The following is a 26,241-nucleotide window of genomic DNA, read 5'->3' on the forward strand; positions in this document are numbered from 1 at the left end:
TTTACCGCCCGCTCAGCGGGTCGTTTTGTCGTCGTTATTGCGCGGGGACACTCTCTTTGACGGGATGGATATGGAAAAAAAAGCACCAGCACTCAGCGAGTTGCGCTCTGTCGCACAGAAGATGCGCAAGTCCGGCCTCAGCCAAATTGAACTGCGCGGAAACGGCTTTCGGGTCAGCATAAAATACGCGCCAGTTTCCCCTGCCATTTTGCCGTGCCGCATGCCGGACGAAACGCCTGCGCTTCCGGCGCTGGCCGCCCCCGACGCGGTGTGTGCGCCCTTCCCCGGCATCGTGCTGCTACAGCATCCGCTCAGCAAAATTCCGTTTACTCAGCCGGGCGAAAAAGTCGGGAAAGACGCGCTGCTCGGCCTGCTGAAAGTCGGCGTGATTTACCTGCCGCTGCGCAGCCCGGTGCAGGGCGTGGTGGGATCCTTTTCAGTAAAAGACGGTGACTCCGTGGAATACGGCGCGGAGATTTTCACGTTACGCCGCGAGGAACTGGCTGCATGAAATACATCGATTTAAACGCCGATATCGGCGAAGGATATGGCGATTACACCATTGCCGACGACGCCGCGCTGATGCCGCTGATCACTTCCGCCAACGTGGCCTGCGGGTTTCACGCCGGGGACGCGGTGATTATGGCGAACACCGTCGCGCTGGCGAAAAAGTATCAGGTGGATCTCGGCGCGCACGTCGGGTTTCCCGATTTGTCCGGGTTTGGCCGCCGCCGGATGCACATCGAACCGGAGGTCATGGCGCATTACGTCACTTACCAGCTGGGTGCGCTTTCGGCGTTTGCCAGAGCGGCGGATTACCCGCTGACGCACATGAGTTTTCACGGCGCGCTGGGGAATATGGTCTCCGAAGATGCTCAGCTGGCGCGGGTGTTATTGCAGGCGGTGAAGGATTTCGATGCACAGATGATCATCAGCACAATGTCCGGCAACGCCGTAGAACGCATGGCGCGTGAGCTGGAGTTACCGGTGATTTGCACGTTTCTAGCCGACCGCGCATATGAAAGTAACGGGCTGCTGGTCAGCCGGGTGAAACCGGGCGCGGTCATTCATGACAAAGAGCAGGTGCGCACGCGCATCCGCCAGCTGCTGCGCGAAGGCACGGTGCAAAGCATCGACGGCGTGACGCTGCCGGTTACGGCATCGTCGATTCTGGTTCACGGCGATACGCCGGAATCCATCGAAATGGTGCATACGCTGCGGGAAATTATTGCCGAAATGAACATCGCGCTGATGCCGCCACACCAGCAACGCCGCCAGCTTGAGCGGGAAAACGCGCTGTTATAAGTCCCGCTTATCGCCTCACACGGTTTATGTCTTATACCGTCTGAGAATTACTGGATACAGTCAGAAAACACCCACCGGTAGAACATGACGGAGCCGGGGGTTTAACAGGAGAGTCGCAATGCCATTTTCAGATTACAAAACCGCGCTGGTGACCGGCGCATCGGCCGGAATGGGTGAAGCCATTGTCGAACGCCTTTGTCAGGAAGGGATCACGGTTCACGCCGTCGCCCGCCGCGCCGACCAGCTGGCCGCCCTCGCCGCCCGCACCGGTTGCATTCCTCATGCGGTCGACGTCAGCGACCTCGACGCCGTCACGCGCCTGTGCAGCGAAATCAGCGTGGATATTCTGGTGAACAATGCCGGTGTTTCACGCCCTGGCTCTATCCTGAACGCCGATAAAGAATCTGTGGATACGCAGGTGGACGTGAATTTGCGCGCCGTTTTGCATCTCTGCCGCCTGCTGGTGCCGGGCATGATGGAACGCGATCGCGGCCACGTCATTAACATCACCTCGATTGCCGCAATTTATAACTTCGGCGGCAACTCGATTTATCACGCCACCAAAGCCGGCGTTCACGCCCTCTCGCGCCAGCTGCGCGTTGACTGCTACGGCAAGCGGGTGCGCATTACCGAAATCTGCCCCGGCCGCGTGGCAACGGACATTTTCGGCAACGTTTCCGGCGATCACGAAGAAGCCCGCCGCCGCTTCATTGACGGCTTTGAACTGCCGGAAGCTAAAGACATCGCCGATTGCGTGGCGTTTGCCGTCTCTGCGCCGGTTGCCGTGAACATCGGCAATATCGAAATCACCCCGACGTTGCAGGTTCCCGGTGGCCTTTCCACCATGCGCCCCGGCGAAACCGTTTCCTTATAAACCGACAGTTCAACTATTCAGGAGGGTGAAAATACGATGACGCTCGATTTCAGCAAAGTCCTGACCGGTCAGTTCGGGCAGATGATCGTCGATGGACTGGTAGTCACCCTCAAGCTGGCGCTGGGCTCCTGGTTGCTGGCGATGTTTATTGCCCTGCTGCTGGTCGTCATCCGGCTGACGCACAAACGCGCCGCCGAATATTTTGTCCGCGCGTATGTGTCATATCACCGCAATGTGCCGACGCTTATCCAGCTGATGATGTGGTATTTCGCCATTCCGACGCTGCTGCCGGAATCCGTGCAGATGTGGATTAACGATTTTAACGCCGAGTTTCTGTTCTCGATGTTTGCGCTCGGATTGTGCCAGGCGGCGTATTTCTCCGAAGACATCCGCAGCGGTTTACGCGCTATTCCTGAAGGGCAAACCGAGGCATCACGAGCCCTGGGCATGAGTTACACCCGTTCTTTGCGTTCGGTGATCCTGCCGCAGGGCATCCGTAACGCGCTGCCGTCGCTGCTCAACCACACCGTTTTACTGTTCAAAAACACCAGTCTGGCGATGGTCATTGGCGTGGCTGAGCTGACTTACGTGACCCGTGATATTGAAAACCAGACGTTCCGCACTTTCGAATCGTATCTGGTGGCCTCTGCCGGTTATCTGTTCTTCTCTCTGCTGCTGATGGGTGCAGGTGCGTTGCTGGCCCGCCGGTTCCAGCGGGTCTACGCGAGGTAATCCCATGCTCGAAATGTTCACGATTTTGCACGACAACGGGATGCTGTTCCTGATGGGACAATATCCGCAGGGGCCGCTCGGCGGGATCCTCTGTACGCTGCTGATTTCCGTGCTGGCCGTGCTGTTTGCGCTGCCGGTGGGGGTTTTGCTCGGGCTGGCGCGTTTATCTCCGTTCCGCTGGCTGAGCTGGCCCGCCGCCTGCTGGGTCTACGGTTTACGCGGTATTCCGTTGTTGATGGTGGTGTTCTGGACGTACTTTTGTGTCCCGCTGTTAATCGGCCACAACATCAGCGGATTCAGCACCATGCTGTGTACGCTGGTGATTTATGAAAGTGCCTATATCGCCGAGATTGTGCGCGGCGGCATTCAGGCGCTGCCGGGCGGTCAGTACGAGGCGGCGCGTGCGTTAGGCATGAGTTATTTCAAAACGCTGCGCCTGATTATCCTGCCGCAGGCGTTGTACAACACGCTGCCAAGTCTGGTCAGCCAGCTGGTTTCTATTATCAAAGACAGCACGCTCGGTTACGTGATTAACGTACCGGAGCTGACCTTTGCCGCCAATCAGGTCAACAACCAGCTGCTGACCAAGCCGTTTCAGGTTTTCGCGATTGTCGCGATTGGCTATTACTTGATCTGTTTCAGCCTGACGTGGCTCGCCAATAAGCTGGAAGCGCGCATTACGCGCAAACGTCAGAACCGCGTGCCGGAAGCGGACAACGTGGCGCAGGCGATGCTGCTGACCAAGACTCAATCACAATAAGGAACGACGATGCGACCGATGATCTTATTTAATCAGGTCAATAAATGGTATGGCGAATACCAGGCGCTGACCGACCTGAGTGCAGAAATTAAAAGCGGTGAAGTGGTGGTGGTATGCGGGCCGTCCGGTTCGGGAAAATCAACGCTGATCCGCACCGTCAACCGGCTGGAGCCGATTGAAGAAGGCCAGATCCTGTTTGATGGCATGGATATTCACGGCACCAGTACGCGCCTGAACCAGTTGCGCACGCGCATTGGGTTTGTGTTTCAGAACTTCAACCTTTTCCCGCACGTTTCGGTGCTGGAAAATATTATGATGTCGCCGGTGAAAGTGCTCGGCGTGAAGCGGCAGGAAGCGCGTCAGCACGCGGGTGAACTGCTGGAACGCGTCGGTTTGTCGCACAAAGCCAATGCCTATCCGGCGCAACTTTCCGGCGGGCAACAGCAGCGCGTCGCCATTGCACGGGCGCTAGCCATGAAACCGCCGGTGATGTTGTTTGATGAACCGACGTCAGCGCTGGATCCGGAAATGGTTGGTGAAGTGCTGAACGTAATGCGCGGTCTGGCGCGGGAAGGCATGACCATGATGTGCGTAACGCACGAAATGAATTTTGCCCGCGAAGTGGCGGACACGATCTGGTTTATGGATCAGGGGAAAATTCTGGAGAAATCCACGCCGGAGAACTTCTTCACGCGCCCGCAACACGCCCGTGCGCAGAAGTTTTTAAGCGATTTGCATCACAACTGATTTCTGAATACCGCGCCTTTTTTATATTTCATATATAAAAAAGGCGCCGGCACCCGCCTTCTTACTTCCATCGCCCCCACTCGCCCCGAGAATGATCGCTTCCGCCGCGCCTTTTCAAACCTCTGACAGGGGCTAAACAGAAAACCATCGCCCGTTTCATAACCGTCAATAGCATTAATTTTATTGAAAATTTTGATATTCAGAAGCGTCATCGGAATATCAAAACTGGGCAAAACCCGTCGGGCGGCTGCCGTTTCAATGGCGTGCTGCCTGGTTTAATTGACGAAGTTATGTCTACTAAGATGCGCCCGGAGAGGCCTTTCCGAATAATTCGAACTGCCGGATGATCAGGTTCAACTTTTCATCTGCACATTCGGTTCTACAAGGCTTTCAATGCAAAATAAAAATTCACTCCTGCTGCTGACACTTTCCGTCGCCGTCTTCAGCGTCATCACCACGGAAATTGGCATCATCGGATTGTTGCCAAAACTCATCGAACAGCTCCACGTCACCGCCACGCAGGTCGGTTTTCTGGTCAGCATTTACGCCGTGATCGTCGCCGTCACCGGCCCCTTTATTACCCTGCTGCTATCGGGTTTTAACAAAAAAAACGTGCTGCTTTCGATTCTCCTGGTGTTTGTGGTTTCCAACCTGATTTACGCCACCACAGACGTCTTCAATATGATGCTGGTGTTCCGCATTCTTCCGGCACTCACGCACGCGGTATTCTTTGCGGTCGCGCTGGTGGTCGCCACGCAGGTCGTGCCGAAAGAAAAAAGTGCCGGTGCGGCGGCGAAAGTGTTTGCCGGTGTGGCAATCGGGCTGGTGCTTGGCGTGCCGTTAAGTTCGCTGATTGCAGAACATTTATCGCTGGCCGATGCGTTCTACTTTGCAGCGATTTCCTGCGCCCTCGCGTTCTTCGGGATCCTCTTCTTCGTCCCTTCGATGCCTGCCACGGCCAAAGTTTCCTTCGCCAGCCAGGTGAGCGTGCTGCGTAACGGCAAACTGTGGCTGACGATCGTCACGGTCACGATGATTTTCGCCGCGATGTTCTCGAGTTTCAGCTACGTGGCGGATTACCTGTCCCACGTCACGCACCTCAACAGCAACATGATCACGGCGATGCTCATCGTCTTTGGTGTCTGCGGGTTCGCCGGGAACTTTGTGTTCAGCAACTTCCTGCAAAAAGACACCAACAAAACGACGCATCTGTATCCGGTGGTATACGCGCTGATCTTCATCCTCGTCTGGCTGGCCGGTGATTCCCTGCTTGCCATGTGCGCGCTGATGATTTTCTGGGGCGCATTCCACTCTTCCGGGCTGGTGGTCAGCCAGACGTGGCTGATGCGCGAAGCCAGCAAAGCGCCGGAATTCGCCAACAGCCTGTACATGTCATTTTCAAATCTGGGCATCGCCGTCGGTTCACTGGCGGGCGGCTGGTTTATCGCCGAGTTCGGTACGCGTTCAGTAGTGCTGAGCAGCATTATTTTCGCCGCCGCTGCGTGGTTCAGTATTTACATCAAACAGCGCGTGGACGCCGGTGACCGTGCTTGCCAGACGCACAGAATCGAACACGCAAAACAAAATTAATTTCGCATTTTTCTAACAACATTCAGTGAAAGGAGAGAACCATGGAGAAATTATTTACACCGTACCAACTGGGGGATATCACCTTATCCAACCGCGTGGTGATGGCACCGATGACCCGTTCGCGGGCGGATAAAGGCGATACGGCGGACGAACTGACTGCCCGTTATTATCAGCAGCGTGCCTCTGCCGGGCTGATCGTTTCTGAAGGTTCGCAGATTTCCGTTCAGGGCCAGGGTTATGCGTTCACGCCGGGGATTTATAACGAAGCACAGGTCAAAGGCTGGGCGCTGACAACAAAAGCGGTGCATGACAAAAACGGCAAAATCTTTATTCAGCTCTGGCACGTGGGCCGCGTTTCACACACCAGCCTGCAAAATAAAGGCGAAGCGCCGGTGAGTTCCGTGGCCGTCAGGGCTGAAAACTCCACCTGCTTCGGGATTAACGATGAAGGCAAATACGGCCCGGTCGCCGTTTCCATGCCGCGCGCGTTATCCAAAGAGGAAATCCGCAGCGTGGTGCAGGATTACGTGACTGCCGCGAAAAACGCCATCCGCGCCGGATTCGACGGGGTGGAAATCCACGCGGCCAACGGCTATCTGGCGGAGCAGTTCATCAACGGCGGCTTAAATACCCGTGAAGATGAATACGGCGGCGCGGAAATTGCCAACCGCCTACGCTTTGTGCTGGAAGTGACGGACGCCGTGGCGGAAGCCATCGGTGCCGGTAAAACCGGGATCCGCCTCGCGCCGTTTGGTCGTCTTTTTGATATGCATGAATTTGAAGGTGAAGCAGAAACCTGGTTAACGCTGGCCGCAGAACTCAGCACGCGTTCGCTGGCCTTTGTGCATCTGAGCGACCAGCAAAGCCTTGGCGCACAGGCAATTCCGCAAGGATTCACCGATTCATTCCGCAAAGCCTATTCCGGCACACTGATCATCGCAGGCAGTTTTGAGAAAGACCGTGCGGAGGCCTGGTTGCAGGCAGACCGCGCTGATCTGATTGCCTTTGGCAGACCGTTTATTTCCAACCCGGATCTGGTCGAACGGATGGCGAACAACTGGCCGCTGACGGAACCGGATCGCGCCACGTTTTACGGCGGTAACGAAAAAGGCTACACCGATTACCCGTTCTATGACGAAAAAGCGTAAGCCGCATCAGTCGAGCTGGCCGTCTTCCGCGGCTTTGATCAGCGTATCTACCACAAAGCGAATTTTCGGTAACAGCTGACGGCTTTTAGGCCACAACGCGCTGACAGGCATTTCTCCCCCGGAATGGCCTGTCAGCACCTCTTTCAGTTGACCGCTTGCCAGATATTTTCCCACCAGCCACAGCGGCAATTGCGAAAGCCCGCAACCGGCCAGCACGCCTGCCAGCATGGCGTCGCCGTCGGCAAATTCGTACGTCGCGGGTGGCGTATATCGGCTCACCTCGCCGCGCGCGTTGCGCAGGATCCAGAATTTCGGCTGATTGCGCCGCACGCCCACCACGCAGCGATGCTGGCTGAGTTCATCAGGTTCATGCGGTTCGCCATATTGCGCGAGATACTCCGGTGCAGCGCAGATCACCAGCTTTTGCGTGGTCAGACGGCGCGCTATCAGCCCGCTGCTGTCGGTCAGTTCGCCGATACGCACCACCAGATCAATACCCTCTTCAATCGGATCGATAAAACGTTCGCTGAAGGTAATCGTCATTTCCAGTTCAGGATATTGCCGGATAACCGCCAGCAGATGCGGCATGATCCGCTGGCGCCCGAACGCCGCCGGTAAATCTACCCGCAACCGGCCGGAAGGTTTCGCGGTATGCGACATCAGCTCCGCCTCGGCCTGTTCCAGAATTTCAATCGCGTTCTGGCTGCTTTGCAGATAACGCTCACCGTCCGGCGTCAGGCTGAGCCGCCGCGTCGAACGCTGAAAAAGTTGCAGCCCTAGCCGCGCCTCAAGGCGCCCGACACTTTTCGCCACCGCCGATTTCGTCAGCCCAAGCCGTTCCGCCGCCGCAGTAAAACTCCCGCACTGCGCCGTTGTGACAAACGCCGTGATCCCACCCAGATGATCTGTTTTGCGCATTTCGTGATGTTCCGGAATCTGAGAATGTTGGCGGGTTTGCTTAACGCGCATTGTGGAATATATGGCGTCATAAGGGCAAGAAAAAGGAAGAACTCGGCGAAAATCAGCATAAAAAAACCGCTCCGGAGAGCGGTTTACAATGTCATTCTGTAGGATTTTACTTCAGGTTTTCTTTAAAGAATGAGGTCAGTTTGGCAAACGGGATCAGATCGGTGCGGTCGTAGAGATCAACATGACCGGCACCGGGAACGATGTAGAGCTCTTTAGGCTGGCCCGCACGTTTGTAAGCGTCTTCACTGAATTCCTTCGAGTGCGCCTGGTCACCGGTGATAAACAGCATCGGGCGCGGTGAAATCGTTTCGATATCGTTGAACGGATAGAAATTCATGAATTTTACGTTGCTGGTCAGCGTCGGATGCGTTGTCAGCGCTGAGGTTGTTCCTTTTGGCGTGAACTCGCCGCGCGGCGTGCGGTAAAAATCATAAAACTCTTTAGCAATTGGCGGCGAGTTTTCATCAATCTTATCCGGCGTGCCGCTGGTGTATTGGGTTTCGCCGCCGGTGAATTCGGTATAACGCTGCTCGGCGGCTTCGGCTATGACCTGCTTACGCTGCGCCAGGGTTAACGAATTATTCAGCGCGTGACGGTTAGCAGAACCCATGTCGTACATGCTCACCGTCGCTATCGCCTTCATGCGTGGGTCGATTTTGGCCGCGCTGATCACAAAGCTGCCACTGCCGCAAATCCCCAAGACCCCGATGCGGTTTCTGTCGATAAACTGACGTGTCCCAAGGTAATCCACCGCGGCACTGAAATCTTCGGCATAGATATCCGGTGCAACGGCATTACGCGGTTTGCCTTCGCTTTCGCCCCAAAAAGAGATATCAATTGCCAGCGTGACAAACCCCTGCTCGGCCAGTTTTTGCGCGTACAGATTCGAGCTTTGCTCCTTGACTGCGCCCATCGGGTGCCCGACGATAATCGCAGGATTTTTGGCGTTCTGATCCATGCCTTTAGGCATAAACAGGTTGCCGGTCACGTTCATCTGATACTGGTTTTTAAACGTCACCTTTTGCCGAGTGACATTGTCACTTTTATAAAAATTATCCGCCCCTTTTGACATGTCCGCAGCAGTTGCCGCGAACGAGCTGATAAACAGCCCCAGTAACATAGAAAGCATTCTCATAGCGATATCCTTGATGGAGAGTGGCAAAAACAGGCGTCATTTCGCCCGGTGAATCAATGAATTACGGTAGTGGTACGTTACGCCGCGTTATCCCTGCGGGATGTCATCAGCGCCAAACAGGAACCCAGCACCAGCAGTGCGGCGCTGAGAGCAAACGTGCTTTGCCAGCCAGTGTGGTCAAACGCCAGCCCCCCAGTGGTGGAGCCCAACGCAATGCTGAGTTGCACGACGGCAACCATCAGCCCGCCTCCGGCTTCCGCGTTATCCGGGAAGGTCTTCGCCACCCACGACCACCAGCCAACGGGTGCCGCCGTGGCTACCAGCCCCCAGAAACCCAGCAAGGTAAAGACCAGCCAGAGGACATGACCGGAGAGCATCAGCGTTACGGCTATAGCGGCCATCACCAGCGGGATTGCAATGAGCGTGAGGTAGAAATTTTTCTTCAGGAATGAGCCGATGAGCAGCGTCCCGATAAACCCGGAAACGCCGAGCGTCAGCAAAATGAGAGACAAAGTTTCCACGTTGACGCGCGTAACCGTTTCAAGAAACGGGCGCAAATAAGTGAACAGAGCAAATTGCCCCATGAAGAAAACACCGCAGGCCGCCAGTCCCGTGGCAGCAAGCGGTTTTTTGAACAACCGGAAGAGGTTTCCCGTGCCTTTTTCACGTACGACAGGAGCCATCGACGGCAGGCTGATCAACTGCCAGATGAAGGTCACGAGCGCGACCGGCACGAGACAAAAGAATGCGCCACGCCAGCCCATTACGGAGCCGAGATAACTGCCCAGCGGTGCAGCCACAACCGTCGCCAGCGCATTGCCACCGTTGAAAATTGCCAGTGCGCGGGGCACTTTTTCAAGCGGCACCAGCCGTATAGCTAGCGCGGCGGACATTGACCAGAACCCGCCGATCACCACGCCAATCAGTGCGCGACCCGCCATGTACGTCAGATAGTTGGGCGAAAAAGCAATCACCGCACCGGAAAACGCCATCAGCAGCGTCAGTCCTAAAAGCAGATGTTTGCGGTTGATATTCCCCGCCAGCCGCGACAACAGCAAACTGGTGATCACGGCAAGCGCGCCGGAGATGGCGATCCCCTGCCCGGCCAGCCCTTCGCTGACACCCAGATCCTGTGAAACCGGTGACAGCAGACTGACGGGCATAAACTCCGACGCCACCAGGGCAAAGGCGCACATGGTTATCGCCCAGATACCGTTCCAGTGCGCCACCGGTTGCTGGTTCGCTTCATCATTCTCAATAATCGTCGTCACGCTTTACCCTTTTTATTTTCTGCAGGATGAATTTTTGGCAAGCCGGAGCCGGTCTTTATTCACGTGAATAAAGACTGATAAAACATTACGTTAACCGGAGAGTTCAGCGAAAAAAATAATCCGCTGATTTTGCGTTTTGGCTTGCCTGAAATTCTACACGGCAGGTATATTTTGACTAGGTAATGAATTCTTAATAGGCTTATAAGCCCTGCTTATAAATAGAATAATAAAGAGGCGGAATGTTCGATGAAACGTAATCTTAATGACCTGCTGGCGTTTGTGACCGTGGCCCGCGAAGGCAGTTTCACCCGTGCGGCGGCGCAACTGGGTATCACGCAGCCAGCATTAAGCCAGACCATTACGGCGCTGGAAAATCGTATGGATATCCGCTTGCTGACGCGTACCACGCGCAACGTGTCGCCGACAGCGGCGGGCGAGCGATTATTACTGGCGATTGGCAGCCGTTTTGATGAAATTGAAGCGGAGCTGGACATGCTGACGGAAATGCGCGAAAAGCCTGCAGGGACGGTGCGCATCACCTGTGGCCCGAATATTCTCAGCTCGCTTTTGTTGCCGAAACTCGTGCCGGTATTGCGAAAATATCCGGATGTCAGGCTGGAGTTTGATGCCAATCACGGATTCCGTAATATCGTGGCTGACCGGTTTGACGCGGGTGTTCGTCTGGGCGATACGATTGATAAAGACATGATCGCCATGCCGATTACCGGGCCATTGCGTATGGCAGCCGTCGCTTCACCAGCCTATTTCGACAAAAACCCTAAACCGGAAACGCCCCACGATTTGCTGCATCACAACTGCATGAATATGCGTCAGGCCACATCTGGCGGGCTATATGTCTGGGAATTTGACAATGACGAAGGGCCGGTAAACGTTCGGGTGAACGGGCAACTGACGTTTAATACTTCTGCGCACATGGTGGAAGCCGCGCTTACCGGGCTGGGGATCGCATTTTTGCCAGAAGAAGAATTCGAACCGCATATTGATGAAGGGCGTCTGATCCGCGTTCTCGAGGCCTGGTGTTTACCATTTCAGGGCTATTACCTTTACTACCCGAGCCGTAAACAGCATTCCCCGGCGTTTTCGCTGGTGATGGATGCGCTGAAGCTGGGCGGGTGATGATGGAGAAAAGGTGACTGAACACGCGGTCACCTTTTCCGTTAAAACTACCGCATCCGATGATTGAACGCGTCACTGCACCTGATCGTTTGCCACCAGTTTATTCATGTTTTCCAGAAGATTGGTCATCATTCCGAAGGCCATGTTGACGCTGTTAATACTGTAAAAAAGGACAATGTCATTTCTCATCAGATATTGTTCGAAGGAGGGTTCGGCCAATATCTTTTGCGCTTCCTGACTGCGCTTGCTGAAATGTCGGCAATTATTGAGATACAGCTCCAGCGAGTGGTACTCCCCCACGGCGAGCTGATTCACCAGAGCGATCATTTGTTCAAATATGTCGATCAGAGCCTTATGTTTTATCAGATGCTCCGCCGGTTCTTGCGTAAGATCCATCGGGATTTTCCCTCTTCATTGGCGGGCTCGCTTCTGGTTTGCCCGCTTTTAAACGGCATTAAAAGCTTTCCCAGTTCGGGCCATCCGTGACAGATTTCAGCGTTTTCGTTTCACCGTTCAGACGGGGGATCTGCGCCTGTGCGGGCTGTGCCGGAGAACGCTGCGCAGAACCTATGACCCTGAATTCACCCACCAGCTGCGCCAGGCTATTGGCCTGTTCCTGAAGGGAGCGCGAGGCCGCAGACGCTTCTTCAACCAGCGCGGCGTTTTGCTGGGTCACATCATCCATCTGGTTAACGGCCTGATGCACCTGTGAAATCCCCTGGCTTTGCTCAAGCGCCGCGGCCGCAATTTCGTTCACCAAATCCGTGACCTGCCGGATGGTGGTGCTCATGTTGGTCATGTTTTCTCCGACATCACCCGCCTGATCGGCACCCGCTTCTATCTGATTATAGGAAATGTCGAGCAGTTCTTTTATTTCCCGTGCCGCCAGGGTGGAACGCTGCGAAAGATTTCTGACTTCTCCCGCCACGACGGCGAATCCCTTGCCGTGTTCCCCGGCACGCGCGGCTTCAACGGCGGCGTTTAAGGCCAGAATGTTGGTCTGGAAAGCGATGCCTTCGATTAGGGTGATAATTTCGGTCACCTTGCGCGAACTGCTGCGGATATCGCCCATCGTCCCGAGCATTTTCTCGAGAGATGACGCACTTTTTTCCGACAGCGTGCTCATGTTACCGGCCAGCTGACTTGCCTGACGGGTGTTGTCAGCGGTCTGTCGCACCGTTTCACTGAGTTGCGTCATGCTGGCAGCCGTTTCTTCAAGGGAAGCGGCCTGCTGTTCGGTGCGGGAAGACAGATCTTCGTTGCCCGCCGCGATTTGTGCCGACGCACTGCTGACAGACTGCGATGCGGCCCCCACGGACAACAACGCGGCAGAAACGCGCTGCATCAGATGGTTAAAAGCCTGCGCCATATTGCCGACTTCGTCGCGACGACGCGTGTCCGCGCTGACGGTCAGATCGAGATTATCGCTGGCATTTTTCATGATATCGCCGATGGCCAGCAGGCTTTTGCGCACCCGCAGAATCGTCGCCAATCCCAGCAAACCCAGCAGCAGAATGGTCAGCGTTACCGCGATCCCCATGCCCCACAGGGTTTCCTGGAAAATAGAACGGTTTTTAAGCCGCAGCCCTTCGCCAATATCAATGTTCAGCGTCAGCTGCTTCTGATAACTCGTGACCATCTGGCGGATAGCCTCACCGATGCCCTTATCCCCTTCGATAAGCGCCAGCGTGACATCATCCTCATGCGAGCGCGACGCGGCTAAAAACGCCGGTAACGCCTCTTCAACCTTACGCACATTGTCAAACGCCACATGCGTCAGCCGCTCATCTTCATCACTGGAGATATCGTGTTCAAGATAGTTTTGGGTCTGAGCTTTTATGATTTCAATCTGCTTCTGAATGAGCGCTTCAACCGGCGGCATTTTGGTGTTGTCCGTCTGACTCTGATGTTTGTAGAGCGTCAGTGAGAGTTTATTACTCTGTTCGATAAGTTTGCTGAGGTCTTTTATTGATGGGATGGCGTTGTCCTGAACATACTCAAACCGGGACTGAAAACCCGAAATGAGCATGATGGCGACAGTACCCAGCGCAATGAGTGCTGTCGAAAGCAGTGTGAACGTAAGCAAAAGTCGTTGTGTTATGTTCATTTTATCTCCCTGAATCGTAAGTCCTGCTCATCTAAAAAATGAGACAGGTTGTGAGAGGAGAATATCGGCAGACCTTGTGCAAACATTAATTAAACCGATCTAATTCAATAATTTACGTTAAATACATTGTAATTTTTTTATCAAAATGACGTAAGTCATCAAGGGAATCTGATCATTCAACCCTTTCTGAAATTAATCATTCATCGGCATAAACAACCGGTTTCTCACCGGAGCGGGGCTGATGTGTTGTTCACCGGGATCCGGCATCGCCTTACATGATTGAGTTAGATTACGTTAGCAGGCGGCGCTTCGGATTCGTTCTAAAGAAAAAGCGTAAAGTACTCCGTGAGGGAAAAACTGAAAATTCCATAAGAAAAGTAAATGTGTTGTTAAACAAAAAAGTCTGGATGTTATACCAGACCTTTTTGGAGGGGGCGGTGCATCTAAGCAGGTCCAGTCGCTTTGTGTGGCGACGACCTTGGCGTTCAAAATCCAGTCAGGGAAGACGTATCCCTGTCGAAGGGGCTTTCGAGGGCGCAGGAACGTTATCCTAAAGCCAGGCCGGTCTGGGGAACCTATCTGGAAGAACATGACAGGATAATTACCACCGGCGGGCCGTTGTCATGGATAGAACTCGCGCTGCATATTATCAGGCGATTTTCGGGTCCGGACATTGCGAGGCTGGCTGCGGATATGGTGGTAGCTGAGAGTCAGCCTATTTCGCAGAGAATTTATGCAGCACCGCAAGGGTTCGTTAATACGCGCCATCCTCTTCTTCTGAGGGCTAAACATATCATCCGTTATAAAGAACCCGGTATTACTGCAGAAAATCTCGCAAAAGAGTTAAATATCAGCCACAGAACTCTGCACAGAAAACTGAAATTACTTACAGGTGAAAACCCTAAAGAATTTATTACACGAGTAAGGATAGAGTCGGCTTGTGTTCTTCTGCGGAAACGTACTGCAAATATTAGCGGCGTAGCCACAAAATGCGGGTATCGTGATGATAAGGTGTTTAGAAGAGTCTTTTCAAAGCTGATGGGTATGACGCCAACGCAGTACCATAAGCTGGCGTCCCGCAGTAATCCATGATGCTTTTACGCGCTATAAACCAGGCAAAACCGCTCACTCGTCCTGATCAGTAATACGCGTCAGGTGGATGACCAGATACAGCAGTTCATCATTGGACATCTCCATTTCCAGCAGGTTTTTGATGTAATCGCGGATAAGCAACGCGCACCGGTAAACGTGCGGATATTCACGGATCACCTGCGAAAAAATGAAGTCATCTTTTGAAACCACCTGCTGTTTTTCTACCATCCGCTGGATGAAGAACTGCATGTGAACCAGAAAACGGGCGTAGTTCAGGGATCCCGTGTTGATGGTGATGCGAAAGTGATACTGGATGATATTGAAAATATCCTTCAGCATTTTCACCGCCAGCAGCGTGTGTTCCATGTTCTGCACGTCGGTCTGGCCGTTAACCAAATGAAAGGCAATATTGCCCGCTTCTTCTTCAGGAAGCTGGATCTGCAAACGCTGGTTGATATGCCCCAGAGCCTGCACCGCCACGGCGAATTCCTGCGGATAAAAACGCTTCACTTCGAACAGCAGGCGATTCTGAATGCTGATGCCTTTGTGATAACGCTCAATCGCAAAACTGATGTGATCGACCAGCGTGAAAAAAATCTGCTCGTTGATCCGCCCTTTCAGCCCGGCGTTGGCCAGGCTGAGGATCATCTGCACAATCTCAATATGCTCTTCCGGCGTGTCTTCGATCAGCCGCAGGTATTCACGGCCTTTCTGATTGTTTTGTACGGCATAGATTTTCTCAATGCTTGCCGGGTCGAGAACGTCACCCACTTTGCTGCCAAAGCCTAGACCTTTGCCCATGACGATAACTTCATGGTTATCGTCATCCGTTGATAGCACCAGGCTATTATTGAGGACTTTAATGACCTTCATCTTCTCAGCCATACACCTTTTCTATGTGCGCTGTTCGCCGTTTGACGCGATTAAGCGCTGATACCAGCCAAAGCTGTTCTTTTTGATACGCCGCAAATCCAGCAGGTCTTTTTCACCCCGGTTGACGTAGATAAACCCGTAACGTTTTGCATAACCCTGATGCGTGCTGACCACATCGATCGCCGCCCACGGGCAATATCCTATCAGCTCGACACCGTCGTTGATCGCCAGCTGCATCTGCTCAACGTGCTGGCGCATAAATTCAATGCGGTAATCATCATTAACTGACCCATCGGGCTGCAATATATCAGGTGCACCAATACCATTCTCCGTAATCAATATCGGCAGGTGATAACGCTCGCAGGTTTTACGCAACGTCAGGCGCAATCCGACCGGATCAATCACCCAGCCATACTGCGTTTTATCCACGAACGGGTTTTCTGCCGCGCGATAGACGCCCGGTTCTCCCAGCATAATTTGCTGATCGCCTGCGCGTGCGCTGATATCTGAAGCGTCGCCCCGGCTGGCGGCAATGGTCGCTGTTGAATAATAGTTGATTGCCACGTAATCAGGTTTACCCTGCAATAAAAGCGCGGCATCTTCCGCTGCCATTACCGGTGCCAGCCCGCGGTCTTCGAGATACCGCCAAGCCAGCGCGTTATAACGGCCGTGCACCGCAACATCCAGAAAACTCCAGCACCGCAACGTTTCCCAGTTGTGGGCGGCGATGGCATCCAGAGGAGCACAGGTTTCCTGATACATCGACGTTGTGTTAATCGCCGGACCAATTTTACCGGCCGGACAAAGCTGGTGACACAATGCCATGACCCGCGCCTGCGCCACCATCATGTGGTGGTTTTGCTGATATAGCACGGCCTTCGAGGGTAATTCGCCGCCTTTTGGCATACCGACCGCCCCCGGATGCAATATCAGCGTGTTTTGCTCATTAATGGTCAGCCAGTATTTGATTTTGCTGCCAAAAGCCGAAAACAACACACCGGCATATTCCACAAACGCATCGATGGTTGCCCTGTTCGACCAGCCACCCTGCTGCTCCAGAATATACGGCAGATCAAAATGATAGAGCGTCACCACCGGTTCAATGCCGTGATGAAGCAGTTCGTCGATCAGTTGCTGATAAAACGCCAGCCCGGCCTGATTCACCTCGCCGGTTCCGCCCGGTAAAATACGCGTCCAGGCCACAGAGAACCGGTAAGCTTTCAGCCCCAGTTCGGCGAACAACGCCACATCTTCGCGAAAACGATGATAGTGGTCGCTTGCGACGGTGAAATCAGCGGCTTCGTGCGGATGCACCAGCATGTCAACGACTGACGGGCTTTTACCGTCTTCATTCCATGCCCCTTCGACCTGATAAGCCGACGTTGACGCGCCCCATAGAAAATCTTTCGGAAACCCTTCCAGCGTCTGAAAAATCATACGTTCTCCTTAACGGTGTTCAATGTGATGATCGGCTCACCAAAATTCACCGCACCCGCCTGACGGCATTCCAGTTGCGGATATTCTTCGCTGTTGACCACCAGCACCGGTGTGATGATTTCGTAACCGAGCGCGGTTATGGCCGCAATATCAAACCGTACCAGCTCATCGCCTGCTTTGACCCGATCACCTATCTGCAGCGCCGAGGTAAAATGCTTTCCGCCCAGATTGACGGTATCAATACCGATGTGCATCAGGATTTCCACGCCATTGTCCCCACGAATACCCACGGCATGTCGTGATGGCAGGAACGTCACCACTTCGCCATCAACCGGGGCGCGCAACAAACCTTCGTGCGGAATAATCGCGAGTCCTTTACCTAACAATCCCTGAGAGAAGACGTCATCGCTCACCTGATCCAGCGCCACTAACTCACCGGCCAGCGGGCTGACGATTTTCTGTGGCGAACCGGAAACCGGCGCAGCATCCTGCTCTTCCTGAACTTCTTCAACCGGATCTTCAAACCCTAAAATCCAGGTCAGTGCAAACGTCACTACAATCGCAATCGCACAGGTAATCAGGGCATGGACGATGTTCATCGGATTTTCGCCGATAAACGCCGGTAACGCTGCCAACCCCGGCGAAACGAACGCGTAACGCACCAGCCCGCTCAGCCCGGCGTAAATACCCGCGCACCCGCCGCCGATCATGGCCGCAATCAGCGGCCGGCGCAGTTTCAGCGTTACGCCATACAGTGAAGGTTCGGTGATCCCCAGCAGCGCGGTAAACCCCGCCGACGACGCTAACTGACGCAAATTCTTGTTCTTCGTGCGGAACGCCACACATAATGTCGCTGCACCCTGCGCGATATTGGACGCCAGCATTCCCGGCCCGTTAATCATCTCAAAACCATTTTTACTGAGCTGCCCGGTTGCAATGGGCGTCATCGCCCACGCGGTACCTGTGATCACCAGGAACGGCTGCAATCCCCCCATTAACATCGGGATCAGCCAGCTGGCTTTGTGGTCAACAATCGCCGCGCCGCTGGCGACGATGTCATTGAGGAAGATCCCAAAAGGCCCTACAACTACCAGCGCCAGCGGTGCCGTCACCAGTAAGATGATCATCGGTTTGGTGAAGAATTTAATCATCGTCGGCGAGACTTTCTCGGCAAAGCGTTCGATATACGACATCAGCCAGACCGTGAAGATAATAGGCAGCACCGAACCGGCGTAATCGGCCAGCCGCACCGGAATACCGATGAAATCAATCGCGGTGCCCGCCGCCATCATTTGCGCCAGATTCGGGTGCAACAGCGCCCCGGCGATGGTCATGGCCAGAATCGGGTTACATTCAAATTTGATGGACGCGCCGTAAGCCAGCAGCACCGGCAGGAAGAAAAATGCCGCGTCAGAAATGGTATCCAGCAGATGATACGTCGGGCTGGCCGCGCTCATCACACCGGTCAGTTTCAAGATTGCCAGCAGCGCTTTGATCATCCCCGCGCCGGTAATGGCAGGAATAACCGGCGTAAAGGTGGTGGAAATCACGCTGATGATTTGCGTAATAATCCCGCCTTTCGCTTTCTGTTTTTGCTGCCCGGTCGTCCGCGCGCCGGGTGCGCCGATCTCTTTTTGTATGGCGCGGAAAGTCTGCTGCACGTTGTTGCCGACCACGATCTGGAATTGCCCGCCGCGTTCGACGACGCTGATGACGCCAGGTAACGCTTCGATGGCTTTCGCATTCACTTTCGCATCATCGTTAAACTCCATCCGCAAACGGGTTGCGCAGTGCGTCAGTTTGCTGACGTTCTGCTTGCCCCCGGTATGAGCCAAAATTTCAATACCCAGTTGTTTGTAATCCATTGGTTTTCCCCGGTGAAAAAAAGCAAAAAAAAAGACCAAAATGAAAATGCACCTCCCCTGAAGAGAAGTGCATTCTTATTTTGGTCTTGCCTGCCTGAGCAGTAACACGCCTCAATAAAAATGCGTCAGCAACCGGTCTGAACCCGTTGCCAGCGGAGTATCGCCACAGGACGGTATCCACGGCAAGCGCGGAAGATCCATTTTGCGAGAGACATCACGAACTTTTTGTCAGCCGACGCGTGCGTTTATTACATTTTTTCAACATCACCAGAGGCACAAAAATGGCTCAGAAAAACGGACTTCCAAGCTATTTCGTATTGAATTACCTTAGTTTTCCTGCAACTTCATCAATCAGCCCGCGTAACCATTTTTGCGCCGGGCTGTTGTCGGAGCGTTTATGCCACAGCAGATGAAACGGCACTTCAGGCATGGCGACGGGCGGCGTGATCATCGCGACATTTTCATGCTTTTCACCGGCCAGCACGCTGCGCTTGAGCACCGTCGCCACGTAATCTGTTTGTTCAATAATGGCGGAAACACCAAACATGGTCGGCACAGTCAGCCGCAGTTCCCGGGTCAGGCCAAGTTCGCGCAGTTGTTCGTCCACCTGCCCGTAATGATGACCTTCCGGCGAGACCAGAATGTGCCACATTGCGAGATAAGCTTCTAACGTCATGCCGCCTGTCGCATTTTTGTTATCACGGCGGATCAGCGTGACAAAGCTATCGCTGAATAAATACTGCGAGAAAATCCGGTTTTCAGATTGCGTCGGCGTGATGCCAATCACCATGTCAACTTCGCCACTGTCCAGCATGCCAATAGATTCATCGCGATCGATAAACGTGCGCACATGCAACGCCACACCGGGCGCTTGCTGGCTGATAGCGCGCATAATGCCGGGCAGCACCACCATCAGCGGATATTCCGGCATACCGAGCGTGAAGGACATTTCCAGGTTTTCCGGTGAAAAATGCACTTCGGGCACCAGCAAATACGTCAGTTCGTTCAGCGCTTTCGAAACGTGGACGCCGATCTCTTTGGCGCGTGCAGTCGGCAATAAACCGGACGCGCTGCGGATAAACAGCGGATCGCCGAAATGTGTGCGCAGACGCGAAAGTGCGGCGCTCATCGCGGGCTGACTGACGGCCGCTTTGGTAGCCGCGTGCGTCACATTGCGTTCTTCCATCAGCGCGCTAAAAGCCACCAGAAGATTCAGGTCCAAGCCCTTAAAATCCATAAAACGTATAATCCTCTATATGGTTTTCTTATTTCAATTATCGCTGATGTGAATGTGATACTGGCCGCGTGATCCAGATTATCCCGATAGAAAGACAATCAGCCAGAGGAATTACCGCCATGTCAGACCACAATGAAACCGCCCTTCGCCTTATAAAAGAACGTCAGGCGGTGGAGAAGATTTATCAGGCATTCAGCCTGCAACAGCCTGATTTGCTCGATGAGGCCGTCACGCCGGATTGGGACGATATCCCCCTCGCGCCGGGTCAGGCTCCCGGCCCTGAAGGGCTGAAAAGTATCATCAGAATGTTTATCACCGCATTCCCGGATGTGCAGATTATTATTCATGATTTATTACAGATTCCGGGGCAGATTGCGGTACGGGCTGAAATTACCGGCACGCACAAAGGTAATTTCATGGGCATCGAACCCACCGGCAAATTTGTCAGTATCCGGCTGCACGAATTTCATCAGCTTAACGGTGAAAGAGTCACAACGACCTGGCATCAGGAAGATTTCTTTGGCTTATTTATCCAGCTAGGGCAGTTTCCGTCCCTTTTTTAACAGATTCGCTTATCGCTGACATCCCTGCGTGTTAATACCTGTAAATACGGAGGACTAATGATAGCGACTTTGTTATGTCTGTTTTTGGGCGCCCCTCTCCTTGCCTCTGATCAGATAACGTTCTGAATTTAACCCGAAGCAACGATATCGGCGGGAATGACTACCGCTTTTACACCAGCTGGACACAGCATCAGCTTGCGGGCAAAAACTGGCACCTGTTTGCCACCCCACCGCGACGTACGGCGACATTATCTATTCCTCGTCCGGTAAAGACGGCAAATTCAGCGCAGGCTTTGCCGGTGCGGGCGTGAAAACCGGTAAAAACATCCCCCTGAAAGGCGCCCAGACGTTGCGCCCTTATGTTGAAGCGTCGTATGTCGGGCTTAACGCAAAAACTGGAGCGCCACCGCCAAAGTGAATACACTCGTAGCCAGTGACGTGAGCAATGAAGTTCATGCGTATCTGGGCGCTGAGTATAAGTTTTAATTAGGAAAACTTTAAATCATGCTCGCGTTCTGCAAAGCCCCGGCCCTCTCAACAGCCGGGGCTTTTTTGTGTGCTGAATTCTGCGTTTCTCTCTTTTAGTCTTTTCCCTGGCCGAAATACGTTCCGCTGGACGGAACGGGCAGGTAATCGTGGAAGAGTTGTCTGAGGGTTTGTTCGGGTTCAATGTCGGCAAAAAGCTCCGGATACAGCGTTTTCGCCATAAACTCGGTGGCCGCAACGTGCCGGTCGCGGTGTAAAATTCCGGCTGCGCCATGATCACGGATTCTTCATTCAGACGACTCAATACGCCGCCGAGGGTTTTGCTGGCAATGTTGTCGTCACCAGCAAACGTCAGCAGTCCGCCGAGGCTGCCTTTCACCGCCGGCACTCAGCAGTGCCAGTGCGATAAGCACCAGTCTGAAAAATGCGGGCACGCGCAGCGCGCCCTTTTGACTATCACGATCAGAATTCAACACTGGCCTGCACCATCAGATTACGGGTTTCTCCTTCACGCACGCGCAGATTGCCGCCGCTGGAGGTGTAATAGTGTTTGTTAAACAGGTTATTCAGATTGAGTTTCAGCTGCGTTTTCTCGCCGAACAGCTGGTTGTTCCATGCGATAAAGCTGTCAGCCACCACATAGTCCGGCATCGTGAAACTGTTCTCCGGATCGCCCGCCCGCGAGCCAACATAACGCGCCCCACCACCCACGCGGAAATCACCCGGAATACCGCTGAACATCAGGTTATGGCTCAGATACAGCGCGCCGGAATGGCGTGGTGCATTTTGCAAGCGGTTGCCATTATTGGCGGAGTTCACGCCGTCATTCACAATTTCGGCGTTGTCATAGCTATAATTGGCGCTCACATCCCAGTCTGGCAACACTTCGCCGTTCAGCTCAAATTCCGCGCCGGTGGAACGCGCTTTATCAATCGCCCGCGTTGTGCCGTTTATGCTGAGAGACATGTCGCGTTCGTCAATCCGGTACAGCGCCACGCTGGCAAACAGGCGCGGGGAAATCTGCCATTTGCTGCCCATTTCCCAGTTGGTGCCCTGCTCCGGTTTACCGACATTGCCGTCGTCATCCACGTCGGTTGACGGCGTAAAGGATTTGCTGACGCTGCTGTAGAGCGAAACGTCCGGGGTCAGTTTGTAAATCAGCCCGGCCTGCGGCAGGAATTTATTGCCTTCGCTGTCGAGCGTCTGAACGACCGGATCAAAGCCTTTCGACGCGCGCTGTTCGTAATGCTGATAACGCCCGCCGACCACGGCAATCCAGTCCGACGTCAGCGAAATGCTGTCTTTGGCATAGACCGAACGGCTGTGAATGCGGTTCAGGTTATTGCCGTTGGCGGTGTTTTCTGTGGTGCTGTTGGTGACCGGCGAAAGAATATCGTATTGCGGATCAAAGTAATTGAAGCTGCTATTCGCTTTGCCCTGGTACTGATGCGCACGGTATGTCTGATTCATCTCATAATCCGTGCCCAGCACGATATCGTGATTCATCCCCAGAATGTCCTGCGAGCCCAGCAAATCCCAGGAAACGTATTTAGTTTTGTGGTTAAAGCCGCGGTTAGCGTCGGCGCGGCGCGTCACTGCGCCGGTGGTAGTGTTGACCGCCGTCACCCTGACTTCGTCATTGTTGTAGCGGCGCTGGTTCCAACCGAGCGTCAGGCGGGTGCTCCAGTCATCGCTGAACTGCCAGTCATAATGGGCATTCAGCGTTTTATTGTGGCCCCAGGCGCGGTTTGCTTTGTCGTCCAGCCGGTCTTTATAATTGATATCAATCGGTTTGCCGTTGATAAATGCCGTACCTCGATCGTAAGGAATGTCGTAGCGGTAATCGGAATAGCTGATCCGGAAACTGGTTTTTTCGCCATACCATTGCAGCGACGGTGCAACCAGCGTGTGTTTATCGCTGCCAAAATTGCGCCAGTAATCCTGATTTTGTTTTTCTGCAATCAGGCGGAATGCAAAACCCTTGCCGAGCGGGCCGGTGACGTCAATTGTGCCCGCGCCACCGCCTTCGCTGGAGGAACGCCCGCTGATTTTGGTGTGCCAGTCGTATTGCGGTTTTTTGCTGACAACGTTGATCACGCCGCCCGGATTCTGGATGCCGTACAGCAGCGATGCCGAGCCTTTCAGCACTTCGACGCGTTCGGTGGTGGCATCAAAATTCAGCCCCTGACTGCTGCGCACGCCGTCGCGATAAATCGAACCGTCGGAGTTCGAACCAAATCCCCGGCGGACAAAACCGTCCTCGGTGCCCGCCAGTGTATTGCCTTCGGTGACGCCGCTGACAAAACGCATCGCGTCCGACAAACTCGAAGCCTGATAATCCTCCAGCTGTTGCTGCGTCACCACGCTGACCGACTGTGCTTCATTGAGCCGGGAAGTCGGCGTTTTGCTGGCCACTGAAGCCTCGCTGGCGCTGTAACCCTGCCCATCTTTTCCCTGTCCGGACACCGTGAGCGTATTGCTGTCCCACGCAGAATAACTGATCCCCGGTGTCAGCAACGCGACACCATAAATAGCGGCCAAAATTGCCGGATGGCCATTTCGTTTAAAAAAAATCGTCCTGTTATTATTCATTTCATTAAGCCTGATGATTATTGTTTTATTATTTCCGTAAATTCATTCCGGATATTTTAAGAAATCACCCAATTTTGCAGGGAACTATTCCCGCAATTTCTCCATAGGTTATTTCCTGCACGTTCCTTGAGTAAAAGAGAACCGCGACAATGCAATTGATAATCATTCCAACATGCGAAAATGTAGTAGTAAATGAACAATTTAATGCAGACACTACATGATTCATTAAAAAAACTCACACAACCCTATGATCATAGAAACCAATTAATCCATTAATTTATCGCAAAAAAAACTCATTAATCCCGACAAAACCGAAGTCTTTCCGCCCTGAACTCAGTGAATTAAAGCGTTTTAATAGCGGCTAGATCACTACATTTGATATGATAAAAATCATCTCAGAGCACTGACGCTTACCCATACACTTTTAAAGCAAAGGGATCGGGTTCATTCCATGGCTGCCACTCCGTTAAAAAAACGTATTGATGTATTTGGTGAACGTTATCGTGCGCGGGCACCCGCACTTTCACCACGCTTACAGGCCGTGGTCAGATATATCAATGACAATCGTGAGATTGTTCTGGAATCCACGGCATTAGAAATATCTGCCGCAACGGAAACCTCGGACGCCACCGTAATCCGCGCAATCCAGGCATTAGGGTTTGCCGGTTTGCGTGACATGAAAAAAACGCTGGAAGCGTGGCTCGGCACAGCGATAAATTCAGAAGAAAAGATGATCACTACGATCAGCGAGCTGGCCTGCGATATTAATTCCGGCATCGATTTCGTTCTCGATGGCCATAAACGTGCGTGCGATACGCTTTCCGAACCCGGTAACCGGCAGGTGATGTCTGAAGCCGTAGCGTTGCTGATTGGCGCGCGTCAGGTGGGGCTTTTTGGCATTAATGCCTCGGGAATTCTGGCGGATTACAGTACACGGCTTTTCAACCGCATTGGCATTCCAGCCGTTTCGCTTAACCGTTCCGGCGTCGCGCTGGCGGAACAGCTAATCAGCCTGCAACGTGGCGATGTACTGATTATGATGGCGCAAAAAAGCGCGCACAAAGAGGGAACGACCACGGTTCGCGAGGCAAAACGTCTGGGTATTCCAATCATTTTGCTGACGCACGCCACAGAATCATTCTTCGCCAAAGAAGCAACCCTCGTGATCAACGTGCCACGCGGCGGCGAAAATGGCCGGATGCCGCTGCATGGCACTGTGCTGGTTTGTCTGGAAATGCTGATATTATCGGTCGCATCCGCCACGTCCTCCCGCACGGTCAAAACAATGACCCGCATTCAGGATTTATACCGGACACTGAAACCGTCAAACAAGAAGTGAGGCGTTATGATCTACGTTTTTGGCCATCTCAATCCGGACAGTGACACCATTTGCAGCGCGTTGGTCACCGCCGCCTGGCTTAACTATCTGGGCAAACCCGCCGCACCGTTCCGTCTGGGCGATATCACGCCGGAAACGGCGTTTATCTTGCAGCAGGCTGGCGTCAGTGAACCTGCGTTGCTTGAATGTGCGCTGGATGATAAAGACGTCTGGCTGGTGGATTTCACCGATGCGGAACAGGGGCCGGAATCGTTATTGCGCAGCAATATCATCGGTATTATTGACCACCACCGGCTCGGCACGGTGATGACCAAAAACCCGCCGGATGTCTGGATCCGCTCAGTCGGATGCTGTGCGACGATCCTCTGGAAAATTTTCTCTTTCGAAAGTGTCATGCCCATTTCACCGTCGCAGGCCACGCTTTTGCTGGGCGCATTACTGAGTGATACGGTAGCACTGACCTCTTCCACCACCACCGAGCAGGATAAAGCCGCCGCTCAGGCTTTAACTGAACTTTCCGGTCTGGATTACGGCGTTTTTGTAAAAGGGCTGCTCACCGCAAAAACCAATATCAGCGGGCTTTCACCGGCGCGCCTTCTGATGCGCGATGCCAAAAGTTACCGGCTAAACGCGCTTTCCGTTCTGGTTTCTCAGATTGAAGTGGAATCGGTGTCGTCGGTCGAACACATGCTGGCGGACCTCATTGCTGAACTGGCCCGGCAAACCGCGCAAGGGGGATTTGATTTTGGCGTCGTCGCCGTTACCGATATTTTTAAACGCAATTCCACGCTGTATTTCTCTGACAACAATCCGCTTCAAACCTCGGGCCTGTGCTTGCCGGGCGTAATCAGCAGAAAAAAAGATATTTTGCCGTGGCTGACCGAGGCTGTTGCGGCGTCTACCGGGGCGAAATAAAAATGAAATGAAAAAAGCCTTCACCACGGTGAAGGCCTTGTGTTTCGGACGATAGCAGCAACGACAA

The 26,241-nt window shown here is 53.5% G+C and carries 23 protein-coding genes and 1 pseudogene; 13 read left to right on the forward strand and 11 right to left on the reverse strand.

Annotated features, from left to right (window positions below; all coding sequences use genetic code 11):
- Positions 1-70 precede the first annotated feature (70 nt).
- The 8 genes from ACLBVC_RS05130 to ACLBVC_RS05165 all read left to right on the forward strand — a co-directional run bounded on the left by ACLBVC_RS05130 (position 71) and on the right by ACLBVC_RS05165 (position 7,156).
- Positions 71-511 (forward strand): acetyl-CoA carboxylase biotin carboxyl carrier protein, encoded by a 441-nt coding sequence (locus ACLBVC_RS05130; protein ID WP_410148572.1) that lies wholly within the window; start codon positions 71-73, stop codon positions 509-511.
- Positions 508-1,305 carry a LamB/YcsF family protein gene (locus tag ACLBVC_RS05135; RefSeq protein ID WP_410148574.1) on the forward strand — a complete coding sequence of 266 codons (798 nt, stop codon included), beginning with the start codon at positions 508-510 and terminating at the stop codon, positions 1,303-1,305. Before ACLBVC_RS05130 ends, ACLBVC_RS05135 begins: the two co-directional genes overlap by 4 nt.
- A gap of 118 nt (positions 1,306-1,423) precedes the next feature.
- Positions 1,424-2,179 (forward strand): SDR family oxidoreductase, encoded by a 756-nt coding sequence (locus tag ACLBVC_RS05140; RefSeq protein ID WP_410148576.1) that lies wholly within the window; start codon positions 1,424-1,426, stop codon positions 2,177-2,179.
- A gap of 36 nt (positions 2,180-2,215) precedes the next feature.
- On the forward strand, positions 2,216-2,911 hold the full coding sequence (locus tag ACLBVC_RS05145; protein WP_195813323.1) for an amino acid ABC transporter permease: 696 nt from the start codon (positions 2,216-2,218) through the stop codon (positions 2,909-2,911).
- A gap of 4 nt (positions 2,912-2,915) precedes the next feature.
- Entirely contained in the window at positions 2,916-3,671 is a 756-nt protein-coding gene (locus ACLBVC_RS05150; RefSeq protein ID WP_152323831.1) for an amino acid ABC transporter permease, read from the forward strand.
- Positions 3,672-3,680: 9 nt separating this feature from the next.
- Positions 3,681-4,418: an amino acid ABC transporter ATP-binding protein gene (locus ACLBVC_RS05155; RefSeq protein ID WP_410148579.1), complete on the forward strand. Its 738-nt coding sequence runs from the start codon at positions 3,681-3,683 to the stop codon at positions 4,416-4,418.
- 393 nt (positions 4,419-4,811) lie between these two features.
- Positions 4,812-6,008 (forward strand): MFS transporter, encoded by a 1,197-nt coding sequence (locus tag ACLBVC_RS05160; RefSeq protein WP_410148581.1) that lies wholly within the window; start codon positions 4,812-4,814, stop codon positions 6,006-6,008.
- A 41-nt stretch (positions 6,009-6,049) separates the two neighbouring features.
- Positions 6,050-7,156, forward strand: coding sequence for an alkene reductase (locus ACLBVC_RS05165; protein WP_410148583.1), 1,107 nt, complete (start codon positions 6,050-6,052; stop codon positions 7,154-7,156).
- Positions 7,157-7,162: 6 nt separating this feature from the next.
- Here ACLBVC_RS05165 and ACLBVC_RS05170 read toward each other — a convergent pair whose 3' ends face one another.
- The 3 genes from ACLBVC_RS05170 to ACLBVC_RS05180 form a co-directional block, all read right to left on the reverse strand.
- The gene (locus ACLBVC_RS05170; RefSeq protein WP_410148584.1) at positions 7,163-8,074 is read right to left on the reverse strand and encodes a LysR family transcriptional regulator; all 912 of its coding nucleotides are present in this window, start codon (positions 8,072-8,074) and stop codon (positions 7,163-7,165) included.
- Between the two features lie 157 nt (positions 8,075-8,231).
- Positions 8,232-9,260, reverse strand: a complete 1,029-nt coding sequence (locus ACLBVC_RS05175) for an alpha/beta hydrolase (RefSeq protein WP_410148586.1) — start codon at positions 9,258-9,260, stop codon at positions 8,232-8,234.
- 77 nt (positions 9,261-9,337) lie between these two features.
- Positions 9,338-10,531 carry an MFS transporter gene (locus ACLBVC_RS05180; RefSeq protein WP_410148588.1) on the reverse strand — a complete coding sequence of 398 codons (1,194 nt, stop codon included), beginning with the start codon at positions 10,529-10,531 and terminating at the stop codon, positions 9,338-9,340.
- Positions 10,532-10,777: 246 nt separating this feature from the next.
- On the opposite strand from ACLBVC_RS05180, the gene ACLBVC_RS05185 reads away from it, so the two are divergent.
- Positions 10,778-11,668: a LysR family transcriptional regulator gene (locus ACLBVC_RS05185; RefSeq protein ID WP_410148590.1), complete on the forward strand. Its 891-nt coding sequence runs from the start codon at positions 10,778-10,780 to the stop codon at positions 11,666-11,668.
- 72 nt (positions 11,669-11,740) lie between these two features.
- Here ACLBVC_RS05185 and ACLBVC_RS05190 read toward each other — a convergent pair whose 3' ends face one another.
- Together ACLBVC_RS05190 and ACLBVC_RS05195 are read right to left on the reverse strand one after the other, a co-directional pair.
- Positions 11,741-12,064 (reverse strand): hypothetical protein, encoded by a 324-nt coding sequence (locus ACLBVC_RS05190; protein WP_410148592.1) that lies wholly within the window; start codon positions 12,062-12,064, stop codon positions 11,741-11,743.
- Positions 12,065-12,122: 58 nt separating this feature from the next.
- The gene (locus ACLBVC_RS05195; RefSeq protein WP_410148594.1) at positions 12,123-13,775 is read right to left on the reverse strand and encodes a methyl-accepting chemotaxis protein; all 1,653 of its coding nucleotides are present in this window, start codon (positions 13,773-13,775) and stop codon (positions 12,123-12,125) included.
- A 462-nt stretch (positions 13,776-14,237) separates the two neighbouring features.
- On the opposite strand from ACLBVC_RS05195, the gene ACLBVC_RS05200 reads away from it, so the two are divergent.
- A complete protein-coding gene (locus ACLBVC_RS05200) occupies positions 14,238-14,867 on the forward strand; it encodes a helix-turn-helix domain-containing protein (RefSeq protein ID WP_410148596.1) in 630 nt (209 codons plus the stop codon).
- 33 nt (positions 14,868-14,900) lie between these two features.
- Here the strand turns inward: ACLBVC_RS05200 and licT are convergent, their stop codons facing one another.
- The 4 genes from licT to ACLBVC_RS05220 form a co-directional block, all read right to left on the reverse strand.
- Complete coding sequence (licT, locus tag ACLBVC_RS05205) at positions 14,901-15,740, reverse strand: BglG family transcription antiterminator LicT (RefSeq protein ID WP_410148831.1); 840 nt, start codon at positions 15,738-15,740, stop codon at positions 14,901-14,903.
- Positions 15,741-15,761: 21 nt separating this feature from the next.
- Positions 15,762-17,177 carry a glycoside hydrolase family 1 protein gene (locus ACLBVC_RS05210; RefSeq protein ID WP_410148598.1) on the reverse strand — a complete coding sequence of 472 codons (1,416 nt, stop codon included), beginning with the start codon at positions 17,175-17,177 and terminating at the stop codon, positions 15,762-15,764.
- Positions 17,174-19,042 carry a beta-glucoside-specific PTS transporter subunit IIABC gene (locus ACLBVC_RS05215; protein WP_410148600.1) on the reverse strand — a complete coding sequence of 623 codons (1,869 nt, stop codon included), beginning with the start codon at positions 19,040-19,042 and terminating at the stop codon, positions 17,174-17,176. The genes ACLBVC_RS05210 and ACLBVC_RS05215 overlap by 4 nt, the downstream gene beginning before the upstream one ends.
- Positions 19,043-19,364: 322 nt before the next feature.
- Positions 19,365-20,279: a LysR family transcriptional regulator gene (locus ACLBVC_RS05220; RefSeq protein ID WP_410148602.1), complete on the reverse strand. Its 915-nt coding sequence runs from the start codon at positions 20,277-20,279 to the stop codon at positions 19,365-19,367.
- A 119-nt stretch (positions 20,280-20,398) separates the two neighbouring features.
- Here ACLBVC_RS05220 and ACLBVC_RS05225 point away from each other — a divergent pair, with 119 nt between their 5' ends.
- A complete protein-coding gene (locus tag ACLBVC_RS05225) occupies positions 20,399-20,842 on the forward strand; it encodes an ester cyclase (RefSeq protein ID WP_410148604.1) in 444 nt (147 codons plus the stop codon).
- Between the two features lie 581 nt (positions 20,843-21,423).
- On the opposite strand, the pseudogene ACLBVC_RS05230 reads toward ACLBVC_RS05225, so the two are convergent.
- Both ACLBVC_RS05230 and ACLBVC_RS05235 read right to left on the reverse strand, forming a co-directional pair.
- Positions 21,424-21,716 (reverse strand): annotated as a pseudogene (locus tag ACLBVC_RS05230) (hypothetical protein); the annotation flags it as partial.
- 74 nt (positions 21,717-21,790) lie between these two features.
- The gene (locus ACLBVC_RS05235; RefSeq protein WP_410148605.1) at positions 21,791-23,920 is read right to left on the reverse strand and encodes a TonB-dependent siderophore receptor; all 2,130 of its coding nucleotides are present in this window, start codon (positions 23,918-23,920) and stop codon (positions 21,791-21,793) included.
- A gap of 451 nt (positions 23,921-24,371) precedes the next feature.
- Here ACLBVC_RS05235 and ACLBVC_RS05240 point away from each other — a divergent pair, with 451 nt between their 5' ends.
- A complete protein-coding gene (locus ACLBVC_RS05240) occupies positions 24,372-25,259 on the forward strand; it encodes a MurR/RpiR family transcriptional regulator (protein WP_410148607.1) in 888 nt (295 codons plus the stop codon).
- Between the two features lie 6 nt (positions 25,260-25,265).
- Positions 25,266-26,174 carry a manganese-dependent inorganic pyrophosphatase gene (locus ACLBVC_RS05245; RefSeq protein ID WP_410148609.1) on the forward strand — a complete coding sequence of 303 codons (909 nt, stop codon included), beginning with the start codon at positions 25,266-25,268 and terminating at the stop codon, positions 26,172-26,174.
- Positions 26,175-26,241: the final 67 nt, after the last annotated feature.

The sequence above is a fragment of the Rahnella selenatireducens genome (assembly GCF_046449555.1).
Classification (GTDB): domain Bacteria; phylum Pseudomonadota; class Gammaproteobacteria; order Enterobacterales; family Enterobacteriaceae; genus Rahnella; species Rahnella selenatireducens.

Bases quoted from the DNA above. Each gene is read 5' to 3' on its own strand.
- ACLBVC_RS05245 (WP_410148609.1), top strand. From the start codon at position 25,266: ATGATCTACGTTTTTGGCCATCTCAATCCGGACAGTGACACCATTTGC.
- ACLBVC_RS05235 (WP_410148605.1), bottom strand. From the start codon at position 23,920: ATGAATAATAACAGGACGATTTTTTTTAAACGAAATGGCCATCCGGCA.
- ACLBVC_RS05145 (WP_195813323.1), top strand. From the start codon at position 2,216: ATGACGCTCGATTTCAGCAAAGTCCTGACCGGTCAGTTCGGGCAGATG.
- ACLBVC_RS05175 (WP_410148586.1), bottom strand. From the start codon at position 9,260: ATGAGAATGCTTTCTATGTTACTGGGGCTGTTTATCAGCTCGTTCGCG.
- ACLBVC_RS05240 (WP_410148607.1), top strand. From the start codon at position 24,372: ATGGCTGCCACTCCGTTAAAAAAACGTATTGATGTATTTGGTGAACGT.
- ACLBVC_RS05130 (WP_410148572.1), top strand. From the start codon at position 71: ATGGAAAAAAAAGCACCAGCACTCAGCGAGTTGCGCTCTGTCGCACAG.
- ACLBVC_RS05190 (WP_410148592.1), bottom strand. From the start codon at position 12,064: ATGGATCTTACGCAAGAACCGGCGGAGCATCTGATAAAACATAAGGCT.
- ACLBVC_RS05155 (WP_410148579.1), top strand. From the start codon at position 3,681: ATGCGACCGATGATCTTATTTAATCAGGTCAATAAATGGTATGGCGAA.
- ACLBVC_RS05210 (WP_410148598.1), bottom strand. From the start codon at position 17,177: ATGATTTTTCAGACGCTGGAAGGGTTTCCGAAAGATTTTCTATGGGGC.
- ACLBVC_RS05220 (WP_410148602.1), bottom strand. From the start codon at position 20,279: ATGGATTTTAAGGGCTTGGACCTGAATCTTCTGGTGGCTTTTAGCGCG.
- licT (WP_410148831.1), bottom strand. From the start codon at position 15,740: ATGAAGGTCATTAAAGTCCTCAATAATAGCCTGGTGCTATCAACGGAT.
- ACLBVC_RS05195 (WP_410148594.1), bottom strand. From the start codon at position 13,775: ATGAACATAACACAACGACTTTTGCTTACGTTCACACTGCTTTCGACA.
- ACLBVC_RS05225 (WP_410148604.1), top strand. From the start codon at position 20,399: ATGTCAGACCACAATGAAACCGCCCTTCGCCTTATAAAAGAACGTCAG.
- ACLBVC_RS05135 (WP_410148574.1), top strand. From the start codon at position 508: ATGAAATACATCGATTTAAACGCCGATATCGGCGAAGGATATGGCGAT.
- ACLBVC_RS05165 (WP_410148583.1), top strand. From the start codon at position 6,050: ATGGAGAAATTATTTACACCGTACCAACTGGGGGATATCACCTTATCC.
- ACLBVC_RS05185 (WP_410148590.1), top strand. From the start codon at position 10,778: ATGAAACGTAATCTTAATGACCTGCTGGCGTTTGTGACCGTGGCCCGC.
- ACLBVC_RS05160 (WP_410148581.1), top strand. From the start codon at position 4,812: ATGCAAAATAAAAATTCACTCCTGCTGCTGACACTTTCCGTCGCCGTC.
- ACLBVC_RS05215 (WP_410148600.1), bottom strand. From the start codon at position 19,042: ATGGATTACAAACAACTGGGTATTGAAATTTTGGCTCATACCGGGGGC.
- ACLBVC_RS05170 (WP_410148584.1), bottom strand. From the start codon at position 8,074: ATGCGCAAAACAGATCATCTGGGTGGGATCACGGCGTTTGTCACAACG.
- ACLBVC_RS05140 (WP_410148576.1), top strand. From the start codon at position 1,424: ATGCCATTTTCAGATTACAAAACCGCGCTGGTGACCGGCGCATCGGCC.
- ACLBVC_RS05150 (WP_152323831.1), top strand. From the start codon at position 2,916: ATGCTCGAAATGTTCACGATTTTGCACGACAACGGGATGCTGTTCCTG.